Here is a 21,874-nt window from a genome sequence, read left to right as displayed (position 1 = left end):
ATCGGCCTCACCCCGCCGGCGTACCTCGGACCCCGGGGCACCGCGCACACTGGACAGTGCGTGCGGTGCCCCGTCCCGTGTCCGCCTCCCCTGCCTGCAAGTCCTTCCACGAGACCAGACAAGGACGTCCCCCGTGGCCATCAGCGTCTTCGACCTCTTCTCCATCGGCATCGGCCCGTCGAGCTCCCACACCGTGGGTCCGATGCGTGCCGCCCGGATGTTCGCCCGCCGACTGCGCTCCGAAGGCCTGCTGGACGGGGTGACGGCCGTCCGCGCCGAGCTGTACGGCTCGCTCGGCGCCACCGGCCACGGCCACGGCACCCCGAAGGCCGTCCTGCTGGGCCTGGAGGGCAACTCGCCCCGTACCGTCGACGTCGACCGGGCCGACAAGGACGTCGAGCGGATCACCGCCGAGAAGCGGCTCAGCCTGCTCGGCGAGCACACCATCGACTTCGACCCGGACAGCCAGCTGGTCCTGCACCGCCGCCGCTCGCTTCCGTACCACGCCAACGGCATGACCCTGTGGGCGTACGCGGCGGACGGCTCGGCCCTGCTGGAGAAGACCTACTACTCGGTCGGCGGCGGCTTCGTGGTGGACGAGGACGCGATCGGCGCGGACCGGGTCAAGCCCGACGACACCGCGCTGAAGTACCCCTTCCGCACCGGTGACGAGCTGCTGCGGCTCAGCCGGGAGACCGGGCTGTCGATCTCCGGCCTGATGCTGGAGAACGAGAAGGCCTGGCGCAGCGAGGAGGAGATCCGCACCGGGCTGCTGGAGATCTGGTCCGTGATGCAGGAGTGCGTGCGGGCCGGCATGACCCGCGAGGGCATCCTGCCGGGCGGCCTCAAGGTCCGCCGCCGGGCGGCGGCCGCGGCCCGGGCGCTGCGCGCCGAGGGGATCGGCCCCGCCAACGCGATGGAGTGGGTGACGCTCTACGCGATGGCGGTCAACGAGGAGAACGCCTCCGGCCGCCGGGTGGTCACCGCGCCGACCAACGGCGCCGCCGGGATCATCCCGGCCACCCTGCACTACTACCTGAACTTCATCCCGGGCGCCGACGACGACGGCATCGTCCGCTTCCTGCTCGCGGCCGGCGCCATCGGCATGCTGTTCAAGGAGAACGCCTCCATCTCCGGCGCCGAGGTCGGCTGCCAGGGCGAGGTCGGCTCCGCCTGCTCGATGGCCGCGGGCGGCCTCGCCGAGGTCCTCGGCGGCAGCCCCGAGCAGGTCGAGAACGCCGCCGAGATCGGCATCGAGCACAACCTCGGCCTCACCTGCGACCCGGTCGGCGGCCTGGTCCAGATCCCCTGCATCGAGCGCAACGGCATGGCCTCGGTGAAGGCCGTCACCGCGGCCCGGATGGCGCTGCGCGGCGACGGGCGGCACCACGTCTCGCTGGACAAGGCGATCAAGACGATGAAGGAGACCGGGGCCGACATGAAGATCAAGTACAAGGAGACCTCGCGCGGCGGCCTCGCCGTGAACGTCATCGAGTGCTGATCGCCTGATCCGGGTGCCGACCGCCTGATCGAGCGCGGACCTCCTGACGGCCGGACGGCCCCCGGGCGGAGTTCCCCTCCGCCCGGGGGCCGTCGCGTTGCCCCGGATCCTCCCCGGGCGCTCCCCGGATCACCGCGCCGTGCCCGCCTCCGCGGGTGCGGCGGCCTTCGCCGGCTCCAGGGGCTCCTCCCGCCGCGGGCGGGCCAGGCAGGCCACCGCGGTGGCCACGGCCGCCAGCAGCACACCGCCGGCCACCGCCCCGTGCAGGCCCGCCGTCACCGCCGTGCCGACGGCCTCCCGGACGGTGCCGGGCAGCCCGGTCAGGGCGGCCGGGGTCAGGCCGCCACCGCCGGTGAGCCGGGCCGCCTCGTCGGAGCCCAGCCGGGCGGCGAGCGAACCGGTGAGCCGGGCCGTGTAGACCGCGCCGAGGGCGGCCATGCCGAGCGAGCCGCCGATGCCGCGCAGCAGGGTGACCACGCCCATCGCGGCGCCCATGTCCCGGGGCGGGACGGCGCTCATCGAGGTCAGCATGGTGCTCTGCAGCACCAGGCCGAGGCCGACCCCGGCGACGGTGGTGAGGGCGGAGGCGAGGGCGGTCGGGGTGTCGGCGCGCAGGAGCAGCAGCAGCGCGGAGCCGGCCAGGGCCAGCCCCCCGCCCAGCAGCGGGTAGCGCCGCTCGCCGCCCGGCCGGCCCATCAGCCGGGCCGTCACCAGCTGGGCGCCCAGCATGCCGAGCATCAGCGGCAGCAGGAGCAGGCCGCCGGCGGTGGGCGAGGCGCCCCGGGCCAGCTGGAGGTACTGCGGCAGGTAGCCGACCAGGGCGATCATCAGCGCGCCGGCCAGGAAGCCGAGCACCTGGGCGACGGTGAAGTCGCGGTTGCGGAACAGCGCGGGCGGGATCAGCGGCCCGGGGGCGCGCAGCTCGGTCCGGGCGAACCAGCCGAGCGCGGCCACCGCCACCGCCGCCGTCCCGAGGATCCACGGGGAGGTCCAGGCGTACGCGGTGCCGCCCCAGCTGCCCACCAGGGTCAGCGCGGTGATGCCGGTGGTCAGCAGGGCGACCCCGGCCCAGTCGAAGGGCGCCCGCACCCGTTCCGTCCGCAGCCGCACCCCCGTGCCGACCGCGAGCAGTGCCAGCAGGCCCACCGGCACGTTGACGTAGAACGCCCAGCGCCAGCTGAGCCGGTCGGTGAGGAGGCCGCCGAGCAGCGGCCCGCCGATGATGGCGATCGGCATCAGCACGCCGATCACCGACTGCACCCGCCCCCGGTCGGACGCGGGGACGAGCACCCCGATCACCGAGAGGGCGCCGACCATCAGCCCGCCCGCGCCGACCCCCTGCACCGCCCGGAAGGCGATCAACTCCCCCATGTCCTGGGCCAGTCCGGACAGCATCGAGCCGGCCAGGAAGAGCACCACCGCCCACTGGTAGGCGCCCTTGCGCCCGTACAGGTCGCCGAGCCGGCCCCAGAGCGGGGTGGCGGCGGCGGAGGTCAGCAGGTAGGCGGTGACCGCCCAGGAGAGGTGCTCCAGTCCGCCGAGGTCCCCGACGACGGTCGGCAGCGCGGTGCCGATGATCTGCCCGTCGAGGGCCGCCAGGAAGATGCCGAGCATCAGGCCGATCACGCCGAGCAGCGGCGGCCTGGGCCTGTCCTCGACCGGCTCCGCGGCCATGTGCGTTCCCCCTCCGTCCCCCTCCACCGGGCTCAGGCCGCGAACGGGCGGGCCTGCCGGGCGTCCCGCAGCGCCCGGGCCCACCAGGTGAGCTGGTCGAGCATGGTCTTCGCGGCGGCGTCCGCGGCCGGGTCGGTCGCCCTTCCGTCGGCGTCGAAGCACTGCGCGGCGCCGTGGAAGCTGACCGTGTTGCGGATCGTGGCGGCGTTCAGCTCGGCCATCACCACCCGGAGCTGCTCGACCGCCCGCAGGCCCCCGGACAGGCCGCCGTACGAGACGAAGCCGACCGGCTTGCCGTGCCACTGCCGGTTGTGCCAGTCGATGGCGTTCTTGAGCGGGGCCGGGAAGCTGTGGTTGTACTCGGGCGTGACGATCACGAAGGCGTCGGCCGCCTCCAGCCGGGGCGACACGGCGGCCAGCAACTCGGCGTCGCCCGGCGGCAGTTCACCGCCGAAGGACGGGAAGGTGGTGGGCAGCGGGGTCTCCACCAGGTCGATCCGGTCGGCGGTCAGACCGCCGTGGGCTTCGAGGTGGCCGAGCAGCCAGTCGGTGACGACCGGGCCGAAGCGGCCCTCTCGGGTGCTGCCGACGAGGACGGCGACCTTCAGGCCCTGCTCCGCGCTCTGCTCCGCGGGCTTCTGCTCCGTGGACATGGGGATCCCCCTCCGGGATGACTGCTGTGTACGACGTATCCGTCGTGGATACAACGTACACAGCGACGCGTACGCCGTCCACTGCCGATACGCCGTACACCGTGAGTGCTACGGTGAGAGCGTCCCCGGCCGGAAGGAGCCCGCCCGATGCCCGCCCAGCAGGCCCCCAGTGGCGCCAGCGACAAACCCCAGGTCTCGCTCTGGGAGCGCCTGGAGCGCCCGGCCCCCGCGCCGCGCACCACCCTGACCCCGCACCGGATCGCCGAGGCCGCGGTCGCCATCGCCGACGCCGAGGGCCTGGACGCCGTCACCATGCGCCGGCTGGCCACCGCCCTCGGCGTCGCCCCGATGGCCGCCTACCGGTACGTCTCCGGCAAGGACGAACTCATCGAGCTGATGGTCGACTTCGTGTACGGCCAACTCCCGCTGGACGCCCCCGCGGAGGGCTGGCGGGACGCCATGCGCGCCCTGGCCGTCCACCTGCGCGCCATGCACCTGGCCCACCCGTGGACCGTCCGGGCGGCCACCCCGTTCGCCCTCAGCCCCCACCAGCTCGCCGTCCCCGAGCGCGCCTTCGCCGCCCTGGCGGGCCACGGCCTGGACGCCGACACCACGATGGCGGTGTTCCGCACCGTCACCGGCTACGTCCACGGCTCGGTCACCGCCGAGGTCACCCTGGACGCCCTGCGCCGCGAGCGCGGCTGGTCCGACGGCGACCAGACCAGGGCCGGCCTCGCCCCCCGGATGAGCTGGCTGATGGGCACCGGCCGCTACCCCGGCTACCAGCGCTACCTCCAGGAGGCCACCCGCAAGGACGACCCCGACTGGCAGTTCGAGACCGGCCTCGACTGCGTCCTGGCCGGCATCGCCGCCCACTTCGGCCTCTGACCGGCCCGGCCCAACGCGGCCTTCGCGGCCGACGGGGCGCTCTACATCTCCCCCGACATGGTCATCGAGCACCCGAGCGGCTGTTACAGCGCTCCCGTCTACCCGCTCGTCCCGCGGAACCAGAGCGATGGGTACGCCCTCGTGTACGACGGCCGGAACTGCACCGGCCACGTGATCGCGGTGGTCCCTCCCGGTGAGCAGACGACCCAGGAGTTCGGCTCCAGCGTCTTCGTCAAGTAGCCGCAGCAGCGAGCCAACCGATCACCCCCGCACGGGACGTCGGCCCGGCCGACGTCCCGTGCGGGCTGTGCGACTACCGCTTTCCGGGGAGGGCGAGGAAGGCCAATCCCCCGGCCAGGACGGCGAGTCCGCACCAGGAGACGGCGGGCAGGCGCTCGCCGAGGGCGGCCACGCCGAGGACCGCCGCGACGGCGGGCTCGGCGAGGGTCAGCGTGGTGGCCGTCTGGGCGGTGGTGTGCCGCAGGCCTCGGCCGAACAGCCAGTACGCGAGGAAGGTGGTGATCACCGCGAGGTGCAGGACGACTCCCGCCCCGCGCGCCGAGGCCAGCCACCCCAGGTCACCGGCGAGCAGCACCGGCAGGACGATCAGCGCACCGCCGCCGAACATCGCCCCCATCACCCCGCCCGAGGGGTGCCCGTGCGAGATCAGCCGTCCGCCGATCAGCGAGTACACGGCGTACGAGAGCCCGGAGAGCGCCGCCAGCAGCACGCCCAGCGGGTCCACCGCCCCACCGCCACCGGCGAGTTCGGGGCCCAGCACCAGGAGCACGCAGCCGAGCACGGCGAGCGCCGTGGCCCCGGCCCACCGCCCGCCGGGCCGCCCCTGCCGGGCGAGCCACCCGAGCAGCCCGGTGAACACCGGCGCGCTGCCGAGCGCGATCACGGTGGCCACCGCCACCCCGGTCCGGCTCACCGCCGGGTAGAAGGTCAGCGGGTACCCGGCCACCGCGACCGCGCCGGCCGCGAGCAGCCACCGCTCGCGCGGCCCGCAGGCCCGGGGCAGCGCCGGGGCCGATCGGTCGGTGAGGAACAGCAGCAGCCCGCCGAGCACCAGCCCTGCGGCCCCGATCCCGGCCGCCGGGGCGCCCCCGGGCGCCAGCGAACCGGCCGTCCCGGTGGTGCCCCAGAGCACGGCGGCGATCAGGATCGGCACCGCGCCGCCGCGCGGACGGGCGCGCCGGGGAGTCGCGGACAGGGAGCGGGCAGGTGAGGACAAACGATTCGGCACAGTCGTGAACTTCCGTCGTCGAAGACCGTCAGAGGGGGTTTCGAGAACGGGCGCACGCCATCAGCCCTCGGCGGCCCTCATCGGGCCGAGCCGGGGTCGCAGGGGATCAAGCCACCGGAGCGCGCGCCCGATCAGGCGCTGAGCGGTGGCAGCACGACGTGCCAGTACAGGTTCACGGGTCGATGGTACCGACTGGCCGGCGTGAGAAGTCGGCCGGTCCGACTTCTCACGCGGCCACCCCGGAGCGGTAGTCGGGGCACAGGCGCCCCACCGGTCTCCGGGGCGTTGTCCAGCCCCGCCCGGGGGCGCGTTGTCTCTCGCGCACAACGACTGGTGGCCCGATGAGCGGCTTCCGGTCGTAGCGGATCGTCCATTGGTCCCTACGCTGAGTGTCGGCCCATCGGCTCACCGAAAGGACCCGCTCATGCGCCGCTCCCGTCTCGTGCTGCCCCTGGCCCTGACCACCGTGGTCGCCTCCGCCCTGGTCGCCGCCGACGTCGTGCGCGACGGGCCGATCCCGTCCGTCAGCCTGCCGGTGCTCCGTGACCCGCAGGCCCAGCAGCTGCTCCACCACATGACGGACCCGGTGCAGGACTGGGTGGAGTCCGGGGACCCGGCGGCGGCCGGCTACGCCGGGACCGTGATCGACGCGTCGAACCAGCACGCCGACATCTACTGGAAGGGCGAGGCCCCGGCCAGGGTCAGGGCCCTGCTCGACGCGAACGCCGGCCCCGGCTACACCGTCGACGTCCACCGGAGCCCGCACTCCCGCGCGGAGATGCGCGCCGCGATCGACCGGTTCACCGCCGCCGTCGCCCGCGACGCGTGGACGTCGATCGGCCCGCAGGAGGACGGCGCCGCCATCACGATCACGTACGCGCAGGCGAAGGCGGCGCGGCTGACCGGCGGCGACACGACCCAGCAGGCGTACTCCTCACGGGCCGCCGAGATCGCCGGAATGCCGGTGACGGCCGGCGTAGAGGGAACGCCGGTGGCGCTGTCCGGCAGCCGGCACTCCGACGGCGCGCCGTACTACGCGGGCGCCGAGGTGAACACCGCGAAGGCGTCGTTCTGCTCGACGGCGTTCAGCGGCTGGAAGGGCGGCGCGAAGGTGGTGCTGACCGCCGCGCACTGCGGCGGCGGCCGGTACTACAACGGCACCGGCAGCTACATCGGCGACCTGTCCGCGACCGGCGACGGCCTGGACGTCGGCACGATCGCGGTCAACGGCAACGGCGGCGGCCGGTTCTACGACGGCCCCTGGTCGGACGGCGGCGGCTCGTCCCGGCACACCTACGGGATCGGGCGGAACAACGTCGGGGACCTCGTCTGCCTCAGCGGCGCCCAGTCGGGGTGGAAGTGCGACGTGCAGATCAAGAGGGTCGACGTGGAGACGACGAACGACGCGGGCACGAAGATCAAGCCGGTGGACGTCGTGGAGTCGAAGGGCGGCGACCGGCGGGCGATCGCCGCGAAGGGCGACAGCGGCGGCCCGGCCGTGGCGAACCCGTCCGGCGCGAACGGCGACATGGAGGCCCGCGGCGTGATCGTGGCCGCCCGGTCCGAGGTCGGCTGCCCGGCCGGTTCGACGGCGCACACGACGACCTGCTACTCGCAGGTGATGTACGTGCCGATGACCCCGGTGGTGAACAAGCTGGGCTTCTCGCTCTCCTGACCAGGGCCGGCGGACGGGCCGGCCTCGTGCTCACCCCCTGACTCAGCCGGTTGCTCCGCCCCGACGCGCAGCCGACCGCCGGTGCGAGAAGTCGGCCGGGCCGACTTCTCGCGCGGCGTCAGTCGGTCTTGCGGACGGGGCCGAGGCGGGGCCGGCCGCTCATGACGCCCGCGAGGCCGCGCCTTCGCCGGCTCGGCTGCGGGCGGTGGCGCGGCCGTCCACACCGTTCGGCCGGAGGATCCGGGACCAGTCACCGCGCGCCCGGGTTCAGGCCTCCGATCGGCCAGCGCGGGCCGGTGTCCTGGTCGCCCTGCCACGCCCACTGGGAGTCGGAGGTGACGGTGACGCCGTAGTCGTAGAGTTCGGGGCGGCCGAGTTCCTCCCACTGGGACCAGGCGGCCACCAGTTCGTCGCCGATGCGGCGCGGACCGCCCTGCGACAACGAGGGCCCGCCATCCCCGTCCTGACGGATCTCGGCCCACGAACGGTCTCCGTCGTGGACCACGGTGGCCGGCCCGCCCTCGCTCCGGTCGGTGAACAGCACGGCGTCCGGGACGGCGACGCGCAGCGCGAACCTGAGGTGCCAGTCCTCCAGGCCCGCCGGGTCTCGGTCCAGCGGCCGGCAGGCCTCGGGTTCGGCGCCGCCACGCACCTGCGCGTACGCGGCGGGCCCACTGCTCGGCTGGGCCGGACCGTGCCGGTCGCCCATGAACTGGGCCAGGCCGTGGACCCAGCCGTGCGCCGCGCCGTCGTCGGCGACGGTGAGGGCGACGTATCCGAGTCGTCCCCAGGGGTAGACGATCCGTCCACCCGGGCGCACCGCCTCCACCCAGGACCACGGGACGATCTCGACGGCGTAGGTGGCGTGGAGCCGGTCGACCCGGCCGCCACCGGGCAACCCGCCGCCGGTGCCGTCGCCCGCCCCCGCCTCGACGTCGAGTCCGGCGTCCGCGAGCCTGGCCCGGGCGAACGCGGCCAGGTGCTCGTCCACCTCGGTGGTGACCACCAGGCCAGGCCCGGCCCGCCAGGCGGCCAGCGCCGCTGACCAGCCCTGGCCGGTGCCGACGTCCCACACCCGGTGCCCCGGCTCCACCCTGAGGCTGTCCAGCATGTCCGACACCACGGAGGGCGCGGACAGCGACGACGACGGGAGGCCGCCGGTGAGCTGGGTGACGGCCGGCGCGTCGACGCCGGAGTACAGCTCGGCGGCCCACCCTCCCGGGTCGTCCTCCCGGTCGACCGGCACGTAGGCCCAACCGTCCCACCTCCACAACCGGTCCGGCGCGAACCGGTCGCGCGGCAGCGCGCCGAAGGCCTCGCGCAGCCACGGCGAGTCCTCCGGCCACGCCCCGCGCCGCTCCATCTCCACGTGCAGGCCTGCCCGGTACCCGGTCAGGCTCCCGTCGTCGCTCGGCATCACTTCTTGTGCTTGCCGTCGCTCGGCGGCGGCGGGGTGACCTTCCCATCGGCGTTGTTCGGCGGGGGAGTCCCCTGGCTCGGGTCCTGCGGCGGCTTCGAGTGTTCTCCCATGCTGCCCCTCCTGATGATGAGACGGACACAACCGGTTGCCATCCTGGCGCCGCACCGCATCCGAGTCGACCGGCGTGCGGAAGCGGGCCGGGGGCGCATGCGCGAGAAGTCTGCGGGGTCGACTTCTCGCGCAGGTCGCAGGTGAGCCCTGCGATTCGGTGGTGGCAGGATGCGGGGATGTCGACGAATCGGCCGTGGGCGGGACTTCACGGCGACCTGCTGGCGGCGAAGGCATCGGTGTACGACCCGAGCGGCTTCAGCTGCTCACAGCCCGTGCCCGAACCGGAGAGTGCCGAGTACGTGGCTCACGGGTTCACGCTCGACCGGCTCTCGGTGCGGTTCCGCGTGGCCAAGACGACTCCGACGAAGGCCGGCCAGTTCGTCACCTTCTGGCTGCGGTCCGACGAGGGGCCGATCCGGCCCTTCGACACGAGCGACGGGGTCGACCTCTTCGTCGTCAGCAGTCGCGACGGCGACCGCGTCGGCCAGTTCGTGTTCCCGCGGGACGTGCTGTGCGAGCGCGGCATCGTGTCCCGGAACCGCACCGGCGGGAAGCGGGCGTTCCGCGTCTACCCGCCCTGGGTGACCACCACCAGTCGCCAGGCCCACGGCACCCAGGCGTGGCAGGTGGAGTACTTCCTGCACCTCGGAGAGGGCGGGCCGGTCGACCTCGCGCGGGCCCGGGCCCTCTACCACCCGTAGGCCCGGGTTCACCGTCAGGCCCACGTGACCGCCCCACCCGGCGGGGCCCGGCGCGAGAAGTCGGCGGGGTCGACTTCTCGCGCGCGGGGTGGGGTGGCGGTGTGGGGCGGCGGGGTCAGTCGTGGGGGTTGGCCGGGGTGGGGAGGGCGAGTTCGCACCAGACGGTCTTGCCGGCGTAGCCCTCGCCCCGGAGGTGGGCGCCCCAGGAGGTGGCGAGGGCGGCGACGAGTTCGAGGCCACGGCCGGACTCGTCGTCGGGGGTGGTGCGGCGGATCCTCGGGAGGTCGGTGCTCCCGTCGGAGACCTCGATCCGGAGAAGGGAGTCGGTGGGGAGGACGACGCGCACGCCGATCATCCGGTCACGCTGGGAACGGGCGTGACGGCAGGCGTTGGTGACGAGTTCGCTGAGGAGGATCAGGCCGGTCTCGGCGGAGTCGATCGGCACCTCCCACTCGAAGACCTGCCGGATGAAGCGGACGCGGGCGCGGCCGGCGCTGCGGGGGAGGCGGGGGAACATCCACTCGACGAGGTCGACGGGCTGAGTGAGCATCAGAGTCCTTGGGGGGTGTACGGGGGCTTCACTCGTGAGGGCTGAGTTCGGCCATTTCACCCTTCAAGGGTCGACAGCCGGGCATAGCCTCAGCAGTAACGCCATTTGTACAGCGAGAGCTTGAACCGCCCTGCGACCAGGGCAGGGAGGGGCGCAAGGCCGTGAGCCTGCCGAAGGAAAACCCGATGTCGTGGAAGTACTGCGGCGATCAGCTCAAGCGGTGGCGCACCCTCGCGGGCGTGACCCGGGAGCAGTTGGCCGCGGAATCCCACTACGACATCGAGAGCGTGCGGTCGATGGAGGCGGGGAGGAGAAGGCCGTCGCTCAAGTTGCTTCAGGCGGCCGACGAACTGTGCGACGCGAAGGGCCTACTGGTGGGGGCGACCAACTTCCTGGCACCGGAGAAGTTCGCGTCCTATTCGAGGGGCTATGCGGACGCCGAGGTCGAGGCCATCGCGATCCACTCATACGAAGCCTTGTTCATCCCCGGGCTGCTTCAGACCGAGGAGTACGCCAGAGAGCTGATCAGCCACTCGTACCCGCCGCTGGACGACGAGACCGTCGAGGCTCGGGTGGCCAGTCGCATGGAGAGGCAGGAGAAGCTGCGTCGCTCGCCCACCGTGTTCTTCGGTTTCGTCATCTACGAGGCCGCGTTCCGAGCGCTCGTCGGCAGTGAAGGCGTCATGAAGCGGCAGCTGGAACGCCTACTTGAGGTCGGCGAACTGCGGAACGTCACCATCCAGGTGCTGCCGGTCGACCGGGTGGCCCATGTCGCATTGGAGGGACCAATGGTGATCCTGGAGACGCCAGAGCACGATCAACTCGGCTACGTGGAAGGGCAGTACGCGGGATTCCTGTCCGCCGACATCGAGAAGGTGAGCATCCTCGTGCAACGCCATGGCATGATCCGCTCGCAGGCCCTCAGTATTGAGGAGTCGGAGGCACTCATCAGAACAATGGTGGAGCAGCTATGAAGTGGTTCAAGTCCAGCTACAGCGACACCCAGGGCGGCAACTGCGTCGAGGTCGCCGCCTCCTGGACCAAGTCCAGCTACAGCAACCACGAAGGTGACGAGTGCGTCGAGGTCGCCTCCTCCGCCTCCACCGTCCACGTCCGCGACTCTAAGGACAAGGCCGGCCCGACCCTCACCTTCTCCCCCGAGGCCTGGTCGACCTTCGTCTCCTTCGCCTCCGAAGCTCAAGTGCCACGGGCCGAGTGACCCTTTAACGGAATGGGCGGGTAAGAACCTTCCAACCACCCCCGCGCGCAGCACATATGACTTATCGTCACGACTACACCACAGCCGGTTCCCCCGTGTAGCGTGCGCACCAACGAAACAACCCCCGCCGGTGCTACCAACACCGAACGGGGGTCTGACCGGCACGATCGAAACGGACCTCGATCCTGTGGCTACCCACGACAATACCGCCATGGCCGCGCCCGGATACGGCAAGCAGTCCGCCCCGGAGCAACTCCCCCGCTCCGCCACAGACTTCGCCCACCTCCCGGCCCGCGAGGCCTACCTCGCCTCGCTCATCGACCACCTCCCCGACGGCGCCGCCATGGACGTCAAGACCCTCGCCGTCCTCCAGCCCCACTACGGGCAGATGGCCTGCCGCACCGCCCTCACCAGGCTCTCCACCGCAGGTCACCTGCGCCGCGTCCGCGAACGCCTCAGCTCCACCGACTGCCGCTGGGTGTTCCACACCTACTTCTCCCGCACCCCCCGCCCCGACGCCTGGTGGGCCGGCTTCCTCGCCACCGGCGAGGCGTCAACGCCGGCCGCCCCCGATCCCCCCGACGTGCGAACGCGCAACCGCACCTCCCCCGTCTCGGCCGCCTACGCCGCCCTCGCCGGCCTCGGCCTCGCCGACCCCCGCCTCGCCCTCTCCGCCGCCGACTGCGCCGCGCTCGAACCGCTCGCCGCCGAGTGGCTGGCCCGGGGCACCACCCCGGCCCTCTTCACCGCCGCCCTCACCGCGGGCCTGCCCCGGGACGGCGTCCACAGCCCGGCGGCCTTCACCCGCCGCCGCCTGATCGACAAGCTGCCCCCGGAACGCCCGCAGCCCCAGCAGCAGCCACAGCCCGCCCGCATCCTCGAATGCACGGCCTGCCGCACCCCCTGCCGCCCCCACGCCCTCCTCGGCGGCCTCTGCCGCACCTGCCACGGCGGCACCCCCACGAACCCGCCGCCCCACCGCCCCGACCGCCTCTCCCCCACCGCCGTCCACGCCCACGCCGCCCGCGCCCGGGGCGCGCTGAGCCGCGACGCGTCACGGACGGGCGCCGGACGAACGTGACCGGGGGCCCGCGAAGGTCCGCACCGCCTCCATGCCGACACCCGGCACTCCCACTGCGTGACCATTCGGCGAGCACAGGGTGAGCAGCGCCATCGCGATCATGAATATTCACAGGCAATGGCGTTAACCTATGCAAATTCCAAAGGTGAACTAGGTAACACGCCTTGCATTCGAAGTCATCTGGTTTGCCCACATGCTGAGATCCATGCGATAGTCAAGGCAGCCCAACGGCGGGCGACACCGCACGCCGCCCTGGGCCGATGACTTCGGCGGGCCCGACCTGGCACTGCCGACGCCCATCGCGCGGCACGCACCCCCTTGGCCGGCGCGATGACTTGCAGGGGCCCCCATCCGCCGGACCACGGCGAATCCGGGGGCCCCGCGTGTTTCCCGGACCCTGCGTGTTTCCCGGGGCCCCGCCGCCCGGGAGCCCTCAGCCCCGCTCGCGCACCTTCAGCTCGAACCAGACGCCCTTGCCCCGCGGCAGCAGGTTCGCGCCCCAGCGGTCGGCGAGGTCGTCGACGATCCTCAGCCCCCGCCCGCGCTCGTTCACCGGCCTGGCCTCGGCGAGGATCATGCAGGGCAGGGCCCGGGAGGAGTCGCGGACCTCGATCCGCAGCCAGCCGGGCTTGCGGCTCACGTGCAGGCCGATGGTGCGCCCGGCCGCGTGCCGCACCGCGTTGGCCACCAGCTCGCCGGTGAGCAGTTCGCCGACCTCCAGGTGCTGGTGGAGCTCCCAGGACTCCAGGACGGAGAGCACCAGCCGGCGGGCCACCGGGCCCGACTCCGGCCGGGACGGCAGCCGCACCTCGTTCGGCGCGGACTGGTCGCAGAGTCTGCCGGAGTACATCTCCTCCAGTTCCTCGGAGGTGAGCCGCTCCAGCGCCGGGAGCCCTTCCCGTACATCGAGGAAGGACACCTCGGCGGCCACCGCACCGGCCCCGGATACCGACGACTGATCTGCTTCGCCCCAACCCGCCATGCGGACCATCATTGCGGAACGCAAGCGGCCGCGTACGGACAATGAGCAAACGATCTCTCCGCGTCGGCATATGCCGGAAGCAAGAAGGGGCCGACCGGGCCGACTTTCGTCAATCCCGGTTGACCCCACCGCCCGTCAGCTGCCGGCTACCAGGTGCTCCACGGCACGTTCCAGCCGCTCAGTCCGTTCGCCGGGTCGAGCGTCTCCTTCTTCGTCGAGTTCTTCACCACCATGACGTCCCCGACCAGCGAGCCGTCGTAGAACCTGCCCATCGTGGTGGCGTCCCCACCGCCCTTGACGTCCTTCAGGCCCACGCAGCCGTGGCTGACGTTGTCCTCACCGAAGGCGTCGCTCCAGTAGTTGCCGTGCACGTACGTCCCGGACTCGGTGAGCCGCATCGAGTGCGGCACCTGGAGGTCGTACGGCGAACCGGTCATCCCCGGCATCGTGCTGGACTGCATCCGCACCACGCCCTCCTTGGACATGACCACCATCGTGCCGTTCCAGGTGGGGTGTTCCGGCGAGCCCGAGGTGATGTCGATCTCGTTCGTCTGTTCACCCTGTACGACCGTCATCTTGTGCGCCGCGGCGTCAACCGTCGAAATCTGGGACCGCCCGATCGTGAAGGGCTCGTCCCGGTCCCCGCCGTACACCCCCGGGGCGATCTCGACGCTCTTGAGCCGGTAGTGCACGACCACCTTCGTCCCGGGCTTCCAGTACTGCTCCGGGCGGAAGTCCAGCCGCCGGTCGTCGAACCAGTGGCCCTTCACCACGGTGCCGTTGTCGGTTTCGAAGGTGATGCCCCTGGCGACCTCCGCCCGGTTCCCGACGTCCTTGCTGAAGTTCACCGAGACGATCATGCCGACGCCGTACGTGGCGCCGTTGTCCACGTTGTCGGCGGCCTTGGCGAGCGCCGTCGGGGTCAGCGTGGTGAAGCTGCTGTCCGCCGTGGCGACCGCGCCGGCGGCGTCCGCGGCCATCGCGCTGACCTGGTAGGCGGTGCCCACCTCCAGGCCGGCCGACGGCGTCCAGCTGAGGCCGTCGGCGGCGATGGTGCCGGGGACCTCCTTGCCCGTCCGGTCGCTCACCTTGACGGTGGTGAGCCGGCCCCCGCTCGCGCCCACCTTGAGCGCGTTCGGCGCCACGTCCACCGAACCGGCCGCGGGCTCGATGCTCACCGCCGCCGTGGAGACCTTCGGCACCGAACTCGTGGGCGCCGCCGCGGGCTTGGCGGTGGCCGCCGCACCCGCCCCGAGGTCCGCCCTGACCGCGCTGCCGCCCCCGCCGCCCCCGCCACAGGCGGCCGTCAGCACCATCGCCCCGCCGACCAGGCCGGCCGCCACCACTGTGCGTATCGATCTCAACGCCGATTCCCTTCCTCAGAAAACCCGAGAAACTCCCCGTGGACCCGACGGACCCGAGCGGTACACGCACCCGGCCACCGGAAAGGTTGCGCCATGACCGGGGTTCGCCGCCCCGGAAACCGCGGCGGCCCGACCCCAACGGGTGAGGACCGGGCCGCACGACGGAAGAATCACCGGAGGCCCCGGAGCACCCGGGCCGGCCTCCGGACAGGGCCTACCAGCCGGCCCAGTCCACGTTCCAGCCGCCGAGCCCGTTGGAGGGCGAGACGGTCTTCTCCTTGGTGTTCACGACCTTGATGACGTCACCGACCATCGAGTCGTTGAAGAACTTGCCCGCGACGGAGGAGTCGCTGCCGCCCTTCAGGTCCTGCATCGACACGCAGCCGTGGCTCGCGTTCGTCTTGCCGAACGGGCTGGCCCAGTAGTTGCCGTGCACGAAGGTGCCGGAGGTGGTCAGCCGCATCGCGTGCGGGACGTCCTTGATGTCGTACTCGCCGCCGAGACCGACGGTCTGCGAGTTCATCCGGGTGACCTTCTCCTTGGACATGACGACCATCGTCCCGCCCCAGGACGGCGTCGCGTCCGCGCCCAGGGTGACCGGCACGGTGGTGCTCTGCCCGGCCCGTTCGACCGTCATCTGGTGCGACTTGGCGTCCGCGGTGGAGATCATCGAGCGGCCGATGGTGAACGGCTCGTCCTTGTCCACGTCGCCGTAGACGCCAGGGGAGACCTCGACGTTCTTCAGCCGGTACTTGACCGTCACCTTGGTGTCCGGCGCCCAGTACTGCTCAGGACGGAAGTCCACCCGCTTGTCACTGAACCAGTGGCCCTTGACCACCGTGCCGTTGCTGGTCTCGAAGGTGATGCCGTTGGCGACCGCTTCCTTGTTCTTGACCGGCTTGTTGAACTCCACCGAGACGATCATCCCGACGCCGTAGGTGGCGTTGTCGCTGATGTTGTCGTTGGTGGAGACCTTCTTCTCCGGCGTCAGCGTGGTGAACGAGGTGGTGGACGCGGCCACCAGGCCCTCGCCGTCCTTGGCCTGCGCGTTCACCTTGTACGCCATGCCGACCGCGAGCGCCCCCGCGGGCTTCCAGCCGGCACCGTCCGGGGTGATCGCCCCCTCGACGGGCTTGCCGTTCTTGTCCGTCACCTCGACCGTGGTGAGCTTGCCGTTGGCGACGGACACCTGGAGCCCGTTCGGCGCGACGTCCTGGGCACCGTCCTTCGGCTCCACGGCGAGCACCGCGGCCGAGGGCTTCGGCGTCGACGACCCGCCGCCGTCCCCCGCGGCCGGCGCCGACGCCGCGTTGCCGCCGGCACCCCCGGACCCCCCTGCGTCGCTGCCCTTGTCATCGCCGCACGCGGCGGTGAGCAGCAGGACCCCACCCATGACCAGCGCCATCGCACCCCTGCGCCCGTAGCGGTTGCTGGTGCGTATCGCGGCCCCGGCCGTCTTACCCGTCTTCACGGTTTCTCCCCTCCCGGTATTCACTCACTTGACGCGTTGAGTGCCCCCATGAGTTGCACCGCCCGCCGATCTTTCCGGGCGGGCCCGGACGCGCCGGAGCAGGATAGCCAAGCCATCCGGGTGAATCCTGGGAGGAGTCCCGTGGAGCGGGCGTGAAAACGCTGTGAAGACGGGTCAAACGGGGTGAAAGGCCCCTACGGTCGGCGCAGGGCGCTCCCGGCCAGCCACTGCTCCCACGGCACGTTCCAGCCGTTGAGCCCGTTCTGCGGCGGCACGAAGTCCCCGGACGAGGCCCGCACGTCCAGCACGTCCCCCGGGATGGTGTGCTCGAACAGCCAGCCCGCCGGGGAGTCCTTGCTCGCCCCGCCCTTGGCGTCGGCCAGCCCGATGCAGCCGTGGCTGGTGTTGGCCGAGCCGAACACCCCCGGGGCCGCCCAGTAGTTGCCGTGCACGAAGGTGCCGGAGGTGGTCAGCCGCATCGCGTGCGGGACGTCCTTGATGTCGTACTCGTCGCCCATGCCGACGGTCTGCGAGTTCATCCGGGTCACCGGGTACTTCTCCGACACCACCATCACCCCCCGGTAGGTGGAGTGGCCGCGGCTGCCGCCGGAGACCTTGAGCACCCGGACCACCTTGCCGCCCTGCCCCGCCCGGACGGTCAGGGTGTGCGCGTCCAGGTCGACGGTGGAGACCTGCGCCCGCCCGACGGTGAAGTGCAGGTCCCTGCTCTGGGTGCCGAACTCCCCCGGCGCGCCCTGGACGTCCTTGAGCCGCAGCGCCACCGTCACCCTGGTGCCGGCCGCCCAGTACTGCTCGGGGCGGAAGTCCAGCCGCTGGTTGCCGAACCAGTGCGCGGCCACCGGCACCGGCGGGTCGGCGGTGACCTGGACGGCCTTCTCCACCGCCGCCCGGTCCGCGATCGGACGGCTGAAGCGCAGCGAGACCGGCATCCCGACGCCGACCGTCGACCCGTCCTCCGGGGTGAAGAACGCCACGAAGGTGTGCGCCGGAGTCATCGTCGTGAACTCCGAGTGCTGGGCGGCCTTCTGCCCCTGATCGTCCTCGGCGACGGAGTCCAGCGTGAACGCGGTGGCGAGCGGCAGCGGCCCGTCCGGCACCCACGCGCCGCCGTCCGCGCTGATCGTGCCGGGCACCTCACCGCCCTTGGTGTCGGCCAGCCGCACGGACACCAGCCGCCCCTGCGCGACGGCCACCCGGACCGCCCCGGCCGGCTGCACGTCCTGCGCGCGGTCGGCCGGCTGCGCCGTCACCACCGCGCGGGAGGGCGCCGGCGGGGCGCTGTGCCCACCCGGCGTCGCCGCGTCGCCGGCGGACGCCCCCGGAGAGGCGCCACCACCACACCCCGTGAGAACGGCCAGGCAGCAGCCCACCGCCGCCGCACCCCGAGCCCACACCCATCCTCGGCGCCGCATCCCGGGGCCTCCCACTGTTCACGTCCGACACCCGGGACAACGAGGAGCACCGGCACGGGACACGCCGATCCCCGGGAATCCCACCCGCCATCCGCCGGTAAGCCCCCGTTCAACGGCTTCCGCCCTCCCCAATCCGGGAAAGAAAAGCTGAACGGGGCCCAGGACACCCCGCCCAGGGAGGTACGGCCATGGCGTCAGGGCAGAAGCTGGAAGCCGGGGTACGACCGGACACCCCTCCGTGGCCCGGCAGCTGGCAACCGCTCGGCGCCCGCTACCGGACCGCCCACACCACCCACCGGAGCCCCCCGGGGCCGCCGGGCCGACCGGGGCCCCCGGGCACCAACTTCGCGCTCTGGGCCGCCGGCGCCGAGGCCGTCGACCTGTGCCTCTTCGACGAGGACGGCCGGGAGAGCCGCCACCGCCTCACCGAACAGGACTTCCACATCTGGCACGGCTTCCTCCCCGGCGTCCGCCCCGGCACCCGCTACGGCTTCCGCGTCCACGGCCGCTGGGACCCGTGGACGGGCGCCCGCTGGAACCCCGCGAAGCTGCTGCTCGACCCGTACGCCCGTGCCATCGACGGCTGTTACGCCTCCCACGACGCCGCCTGCTCCGCCGTCCGCAACTGGCCCGAGGCGGACGTCGCCGACACCGTCAGGGACAACCGCGACTCCGCCCCGTACGTCCCCAGGTCCGTGGTCGTCCACGACGACGACGACTGGTACGACGACCACCGCCCGAAGACCCCCTGGGCCGAGACGGTCCTCTACGAGCTGCACGTGCGCGGCTTCACCATGCGCCACCCCGACATCCCCCCGCCCCTGCGCGGCACCTACGCCGGCCTCGCCCACCCCGCCGCCGTCGCCCACCTCACCCGCCTCGGCGTGACCGCCGTCGAACTGCTGCCGGTCCACCAGCACGCCAGCGAGGACCACCTGCAGGCCCGCGGCCTGGTCAACTACTGGGGCTACAACACGATCGGCTACTTCGCCCCGCACGCCGGCTACTCCGCCTCCGGCTCCCGCGGCGGCCAGGTCGGCGAGTTCAAGCGGATGGTCCGCGCCCTGCACGCCGCCGGGATCGAGGTGATCCTCGACGTGGTGTTCAACCACACCGCCGAGGGCGGCGAACTGGGCCCGGCGCTCTCCCTGCGCGGCATCGACAACGCCGCCTACTACCGCCTCCCGCCGAACCGCCCGCGCGGCTACGCCGACTACACCGGCTGCGGCAACACCCTGGACACCCGCCGCCCCCAGGTGATCCGGCTGATCACCGACTCGCTGCGGTACTGGGTCGCCGAGATGGGCGTGGACGGCTTCCGCTTCGACCTGGCCGCCGCCCTGGCCCGCGGCGGCCCGCACGGCGGCGACGCCGTGGACCCGGACCACCCCTTCCTCGCCGCCGTCGCCCAGGACCCGCTGCTCAGCCGGGTGAAGCTGATCGCCGAGCCCTGGGACGTCGGCCCCGGCGGCTACCAGGTCGGCGGCTTCCCCCCGCTGTGGGCCGAATGGAACGACAAGTACCGCGACACCGTACGGGACTTCTGGCGCGGCGCCCGCCCCGACGTGCGCGAGCTCGGCTACCGCCTCTCCGGCTCCTCCGACCTCTACCAGCGGGCCGGCCGCCGCCCGTACGCCTCGGTCAACTACGTGACGGCGCACGACGGTTTCACCCTGCGCGACCTGGTCTCCTACGACCACAAGCACAACGGGGCCAACGGCGAGGACAACCGGGACGGCACCGACGACAACCGCTCCTGGAACCACGGCGCCGAGGGCGAGACCGCCGACCCCGAGGTCACCGCGCTGCGGCTGCGCCAACTGCGCAACCTGACGGCCACCCTGCTGCTCTCCGCCGGCGTCCCGATGCTCACCGCCGGGGACGAGCTGGGCCGCACCCAGGGCGGCAACAACAACGCCTACTGCCAGGACAACGAGGTCGGATGGCTGGACTGGTCGCTGCTGGCGGAGCCCGGCTGGCAGGAACTGTGCGCGCTCACGGCCCGGCTGGTCCGGCTCCGCCGGGCCCACCCGGTGCTGCGGCAGCGGGCGTTCTTCTCCGGCCGGGCCGCCACCCCGGGCGGCCAGCCCGACCTCGCCTGGTTCACCCCGCTGGGCCGGGAGATGACCGAGGCCGACTGGTTCGCGCCGACCGCCTGCCTCGGCATGCTGCTCTCGGGCACCGCGATGTCCGAACGGGACGGGGCCGGGCGGCCGCTGAGCGACGACAGCTTCCTGCTGCTGCTCAACGCGGGCCCGGACCCGGTGGTGTTCACCCTGCCCGGCGAGCCCTGGGCCGCGCCGGAGGCCCCGTACGAGACCGTGATCGACACGGCCGGCCAGGGTCCGGACCCTGGCCCGGATCCTGGCCGGCCGCACGGCACCGTCGTCCTGGGCGGGCGCTCGCTGCGACTGCTGCGCGCGCCCGCCCCCGCCGCCTGACCGCCGGACCGCCGGACGGAAAGACGCGCCTAGCTGCCGGCGTGCCCGACCTCGACGTTCTCCAGCACCCCGATCGCGTCCGGCACCAGCACCGCCGCCGAGTAGTAGGTGCTGACCAGGTACGAGGCGATCGCCTTCTCGTCGATCCCCATGAACCGGACGTTCAGGCCCGGCTCGACCTCGTCCGGGATGCCGATCTGGGTGAGACCCACCACGCCCTGGTTGTCCTCGCCGACACGCATCGCGATGAAGGAGGTGGTCTGCTGGCCGGACACCGGGATCTTGTTGCACGGGAAGATCGGCACCCCGCGCCAGGTCGGCCGGTGCTTGCCGAGGACGTCGGCGGTGGGCAGGTAGAGGCCGGCCCGGTTGCACTCCCGCTCGAAGGCCGCGATCGCCCGCGGGTGGGCGAACAGGTAGTCGGTGTCACGCCGCAGGCTCAGCAGCTCGTCCAGGTCGTCCGGGGTGGGCGCCCCGGTGCGGGTCTGGATCCGCTGGTCGAAGTCGGCGTTGCTGAGCAGCCCGAACTCCGGGTTGTTGATGATCTCGTGCTCCTGCCGCTCCCGCAGCGCCTCGATGGTCAGCCGCAGCTGCTCCTCGGTCTGGTTCATCGGCTTGTTGTAGAGGTCCGCGACCCGGGAGTGCACCTTGAGGACGGTCTGCGCGACGCTCAGCTCGTACTCGCGCGGCTTCAGCTCGTAGTCCACGAAGGCGCCGGGCAGCTCGTACTCGCCCTGGTGGCCGGCCGAGAGGTCGATCTCCGCCTCGCCGTGCTCGTTCTGCGCCTGCGCGGCGTCGGCGGCGAAGCCCAGCAGCTGCTCGCGCAGCGACTCGGAGCGACCGATCAGCTCCTGGAGCACCCCCCAGGACAGCGCCATCACGACGCCGGAGGTGCTCGCCTTCACGGTGTACGGCCAGTTGCCGCCGCCCTCGGTGATCGACTCGTCGCCGATCGAGTCACCGTCCGCGAGGCCGCCGAGCACGGTCTGCTCGCCGTACTTGCCGGTGCCGATCCGGTCCACCTTGCCGTGCGCGACCAGGAACACCTCCTCGATCGGCGCACCCTCCTGCACCAGCACGTCACCCGGCGCGAAGTCCCGCTGCACGAACCGGCGGGCCAGCTCGGCCAGCACCTCCTCGTCCTCGAAACCGCGCAGCGCCGGCACCTCGGCCAGCGAGGGGGCGATCACCGTCACCGCGGAGCCGGTCTTGGCGAAACTGACCCGGCCGCGCCCGGGGGCGAAGCTCAGCCGCCGGTTGACCCGGTAGGTGCCCGCGCTGACCTGCACCCAGGGCAGCATCTTCAACAGCCAGCGGGAGGTGATCTCCTGCATCTGCGGCTTGGACTTGGTCGTCGTCGCGAGGTTCCGGGCCGCGGTCGTGCTGAGGCTGAGCTGGGCCCGTACCTGCACCACTGCTGAGCCGGGTCCGGGGGTGGGCTCGGTTTCGACCGTCATCTGT

General features: G+C 72.4%; 19 protein-coding genes. 9 read left to right on the top strand and 10 right to left on the bottom strand.

Translation table 11 applies throughout. From position 1 onward, the window contains the following. The first annotated feature begins 133 nt into the window (after positions 1–133). Entirely contained in the window at positions 134–1,501 is a 1,368-nt protein-coding gene (locus tag ACZ7C5_RS16055; RefSeq protein ID WP_401083667.1) for an L-serine ammonia-lyase, read from the top strand. Between the two features lie 129 nt (positions 1,502–1,630). Here the strand turns inward: ACZ7C5_RS16055 and ACZ7C5_RS16050 are convergent, their stop codons facing one another. Further along, positions 1,631–3,175, bottom strand: a complete 1,545-nt coding sequence (locus ACZ7C5_RS16050) for an MFS transporter (RefSeq protein ID WP_470322769.1) — start codon at positions 3,173–3,175, stop codon at positions 1,631–1,633. A gap of 32 nt (positions 3,176–3,207) precedes the next feature. Next, positions 3,208–3,828: an NADPH-dependent FMN reductase gene (locus tag ACZ7C5_RS16045; RefSeq protein ID WP_470322768.1), complete on the bottom strand. Its 621-nt coding sequence runs from the start codon at positions 3,826–3,828 to the stop codon at positions 3,208–3,210. Between the two features lie 147 nt (positions 3,829–3,975). On the opposite strand from ACZ7C5_RS16045, the gene ACZ7C5_RS16040 reads away from it, so the two are divergent. Both ACZ7C5_RS16040 and ACZ7C5_RS16035 read left to right on the top strand, forming a co-directional pair. After that, positions 3,976–4,716: a TetR/AcrR family transcriptional regulator gene (locus ACZ7C5_RS16040; protein WP_401083661.1), complete on the top strand. Its 741-nt coding sequence runs from the start codon at positions 3,976–3,978 to the stop codon at positions 4,714–4,716. Between the two features lie 57 nt (positions 4,717–4,773). Then, complete coding sequence (locus ACZ7C5_RS16035; RefSeq protein WP_401083659.1) at positions 4,774–4,956, top strand: hypothetical protein; 183 nt, start codon at positions 4,774–4,776, stop codon at positions 4,954–4,956. A gap of 73 nt (positions 4,957–5,029) precedes the next feature. Here the strand turns inward: ACZ7C5_RS16035 and ACZ7C5_RS16030 are convergent, their stop codons facing one another. After that, positions 5,030–5,965 carry a DMT family transporter gene (locus ACZ7C5_RS16030; RefSeq protein WP_470322767.1) on the bottom strand — a complete coding sequence of 312 codons (936 nt, stop codon included), beginning with the start codon at positions 5,963–5,965 and terminating at the stop codon, positions 5,030–5,032. 424 nt (positions 5,966–6,389) lie between these two features. Between ACZ7C5_RS16030 and ACZ7C5_RS16025 the strand changes: the two genes are divergently transcribed. Further along, entirely contained in the window at positions 6,390–7,640 is a 1,251-nt protein-coding gene (locus ACZ7C5_RS16025) for a chymotrypsin family serine protease (RefSeq protein ID WP_401083655.1), read from the top strand. A 250-nt stretch (positions 7,641–7,890) separates the two neighbouring features. Here ACZ7C5_RS16025 and ACZ7C5_RS16020 read toward each other — a convergent pair whose 3' ends face one another. Further along, a complete protein-coding gene (locus ACZ7C5_RS16020) occupies positions 7,891–9,057 on the bottom strand; it encodes a methyltransferase domain-containing protein (RefSeq protein WP_401083653.1) in 1,167 nt (388 codons plus the stop codon). Positions 9,058–9,347: 290 nt separating this feature from the next. Between ACZ7C5_RS16020 and ACZ7C5_RS16015 the strand changes: the two genes are divergently transcribed. After that, positions 9,348–9,872, top strand: coding sequence for a MepB family protein (locus ACZ7C5_RS16015; protein ID WP_470322766.1), 525 nt, complete (start codon positions 9,348–9,350; stop codon positions 9,870–9,872). Positions 9,873–9,987: 115 nt separating this feature from the next. Here ACZ7C5_RS16015 and ACZ7C5_RS16010 read toward each other — a convergent pair whose 3' ends face one another. Beyond that, positions 9,988–10,422, bottom strand: coding sequence for an ATP-binding protein (locus ACZ7C5_RS16010; protein ID WP_470322765.1), 435 nt, complete (start codon positions 10,420–10,422; stop codon positions 9,988–9,990). A gap of 161 nt (positions 10,423–10,583) precedes the next feature. On the opposite strand from ACZ7C5_RS16010, the gene ACZ7C5_RS16005 reads away from it, so the two are divergent. The 3 genes from ACZ7C5_RS16005 (at position 10,584) to ACZ7C5_RS15995 (ending at position 12,722) form a co-directional block, all read left to right on the top strand. Continuing rightward, a complete protein-coding gene (locus ACZ7C5_RS16005) occupies positions 10,584–11,396 on the top strand; it encodes a helix-turn-helix domain-containing protein (protein WP_470322764.1) in 813 nt (270 codons plus the stop codon). Continuing rightward, positions 11,393–11,641, top strand: a complete 249-nt coding sequence (locus ACZ7C5_RS16000; protein WP_470322763.1) for a DUF397 domain-containing protein — start codon at positions 11,393–11,395, stop codon at positions 11,639–11,641. Before ACZ7C5_RS16005 ends, ACZ7C5_RS16000 begins: the two co-directional genes overlap by 4 nt. A 211-nt stretch (positions 11,642–11,852) precedes the next feature. Continuing rightward, a complete protein-coding gene (locus ACZ7C5_RS15995; protein ID WP_470322762.1) occupies positions 11,853–12,722 on the top strand; it encodes a hypothetical protein in 870 nt (289 codons plus the stop codon). 433 nt (positions 12,723–13,155) lie between these two features. On the opposite strand, the gene ACZ7C5_RS15990 is transcribed toward ACZ7C5_RS15995, so the two are convergent. From ACZ7C5_RS15990 to ACZ7C5_RS15975, 4 genes are all read right to left on the bottom strand, one after another. Then, positions 13,156–13,641 carry an ATP-binding protein gene (locus ACZ7C5_RS15990; RefSeq protein ID WP_470322761.1) on the bottom strand — a complete coding sequence of 162 codons (486 nt, stop codon included), beginning with the start codon at positions 13,639–13,641 and terminating at the stop codon, positions 13,156–13,158. Between the two features lie 209 nt (positions 13,642–13,850). After that, a complete protein-coding gene (locus ACZ7C5_RS15985) occupies positions 13,851–15,068 on the bottom strand; it encodes a L,D-transpeptidase (protein WP_470322760.1) in 1,218 nt (405 codons plus the stop codon). Between the two features lie 214 nt (positions 15,069–15,282). Beyond that, the gene (locus ACZ7C5_RS15980; protein ID WP_401083639.1) at positions 15,283–16,539 is read right to left on the bottom strand and encodes a L,D-transpeptidase; all 1,257 of its coding nucleotides are present in this window, start codon (positions 16,537–16,539) and stop codon (positions 15,283–15,285) included. A 194-nt stretch (positions 16,540–16,733) separates the two neighbouring features. After that, positions 16,734–17,810, bottom strand: a complete 1,077-nt coding sequence (locus ACZ7C5_RS15975; protein ID WP_401083637.1) for a L,D-transpeptidase — start codon at positions 17,808–17,810, stop codon at positions 16,734–16,736. Positions 17,811–18,160: 350 nt separating this feature from the next. Between ACZ7C5_RS15975 and glgX the strand changes: the two genes are divergently transcribed. Beyond that, positions 18,161–20,413, top strand: a complete 2,253-nt coding sequence (gene glgX / locus ACZ7C5_RS15970; protein WP_470322759.1) for a glycogen debranching protein GlgX — start codon at positions 18,161–18,163, stop codon at positions 20,411–20,413. A gap of 29 nt (positions 20,414–20,442) precedes the next feature. Here glgX and ACZ7C5_RS15965 read toward each other — a convergent pair whose 3' ends face one another. After that, positions 20,443–21,870, bottom strand: a complete 1,428-nt coding sequence (locus ACZ7C5_RS15965) for a family 2B encapsulin nanocompartment shell protein (RefSeq protein WP_401083633.1) — start codon at positions 21,868–21,870, stop codon at positions 20,443–20,445. Positions 21,871–21,874: the final 4 nt, after the last annotated feature.

The sequence above is a fragment of the Kitasatospora sp. NPDC036993 genome, assembly GCF_055607525.1.
Note: the sequence above shows the minus strand (reverse complement) of the source record. Positions and strands in the feature narration are given on the sequence as shown.

What these genes read in the sequence shown, in the direction of transcription:
- ACZ7C5_RS16050 (WP_470322769.1), bottom strand. Translation starts at nt 3,175, where the DNA reads ATGGCCGCGGAGCCGGTCGAGGACAGGCCCAGGCCGCCGCTGCTCGGC.
- ACZ7C5_RS16045 (WP_470322768.1), bottom strand. Translation starts at nt 3,828, where the DNA reads ATGTCCACGGAGCAGAAGCCCGCGGAGCAGAGCGCGGAGCAGGGCCTG.
- ACZ7C5_RS16040 (WP_401083661.1), top strand. Translation starts at nt 3,976, where the DNA reads ATGCCCGCCCAGCAGGCCCCCAGTGGCGCCAGCGACAAACCCCAGGTC.
- ACZ7C5_RS16035 (WP_401083659.1), top strand. Translation starts at nt 4,774, where the DNA reads ATGGTCATCGAGCACCCGAGCGGCTGTTACAGCGCTCCCGTCTACCCG.
- ACZ7C5_RS16025 (WP_401083655.1), top strand. Translation starts at nt 6,390, where the DNA reads ATGCGCCGCTCCCGTCTCGTGCTGCCCCTGGCCCTGACCACCGTGGTC.
- ACZ7C5_RS16020 (WP_401083653.1), bottom strand. Translation starts at nt 9,057, where the DNA reads ATGCCGAGCGACGACGGGAGCCTGACCGGGTACCGGGCAGGCCTGCAC.
- ACZ7C5_RS16015 (WP_470322766.1), top strand. Translation starts at nt 9,348, where the DNA reads ATGTCGACGAATCGGCCGTGGGCGGGACTTCACGGCGACCTGCTGGCG.
- ACZ7C5_RS16010 (WP_470322765.1), bottom strand. Translation starts at nt 10,422, where the DNA reads ATGCTCACTCAGCCCGTCGACCTCGTCGAGTGGATGTTCCCCCGCCTC.
- ACZ7C5_RS16000 (WP_470322763.1), top strand. Translation starts at nt 11,393, where the DNA reads ATGAAGTGGTTCAAGTCCAGCTACAGCGACACCCAGGGCGGCAACTGC.
- ACZ7C5_RS15995 (WP_470322762.1), top strand. Translation starts at nt 11,853, where the DNA reads ATGGCCGCGCCCGGATACGGCAAGCAGTCCGCCCCGGAGCAACTCCCC.
- glgX (WP_470322759.1), top strand. Translation starts at nt 18,161, where the DNA reads ATGGCGTCAGGGCAGAAGCTGGAAGCCGGGGTACGACCGGACACCCCT.
- ACZ7C5_RS15965 (WP_401083633.1), bottom strand. Translation starts at nt 21,870, where the DNA reads ATGACGGTCGAAACCGAGCCCACCCCCGGACCCGGCTCAGCAGTGGTG.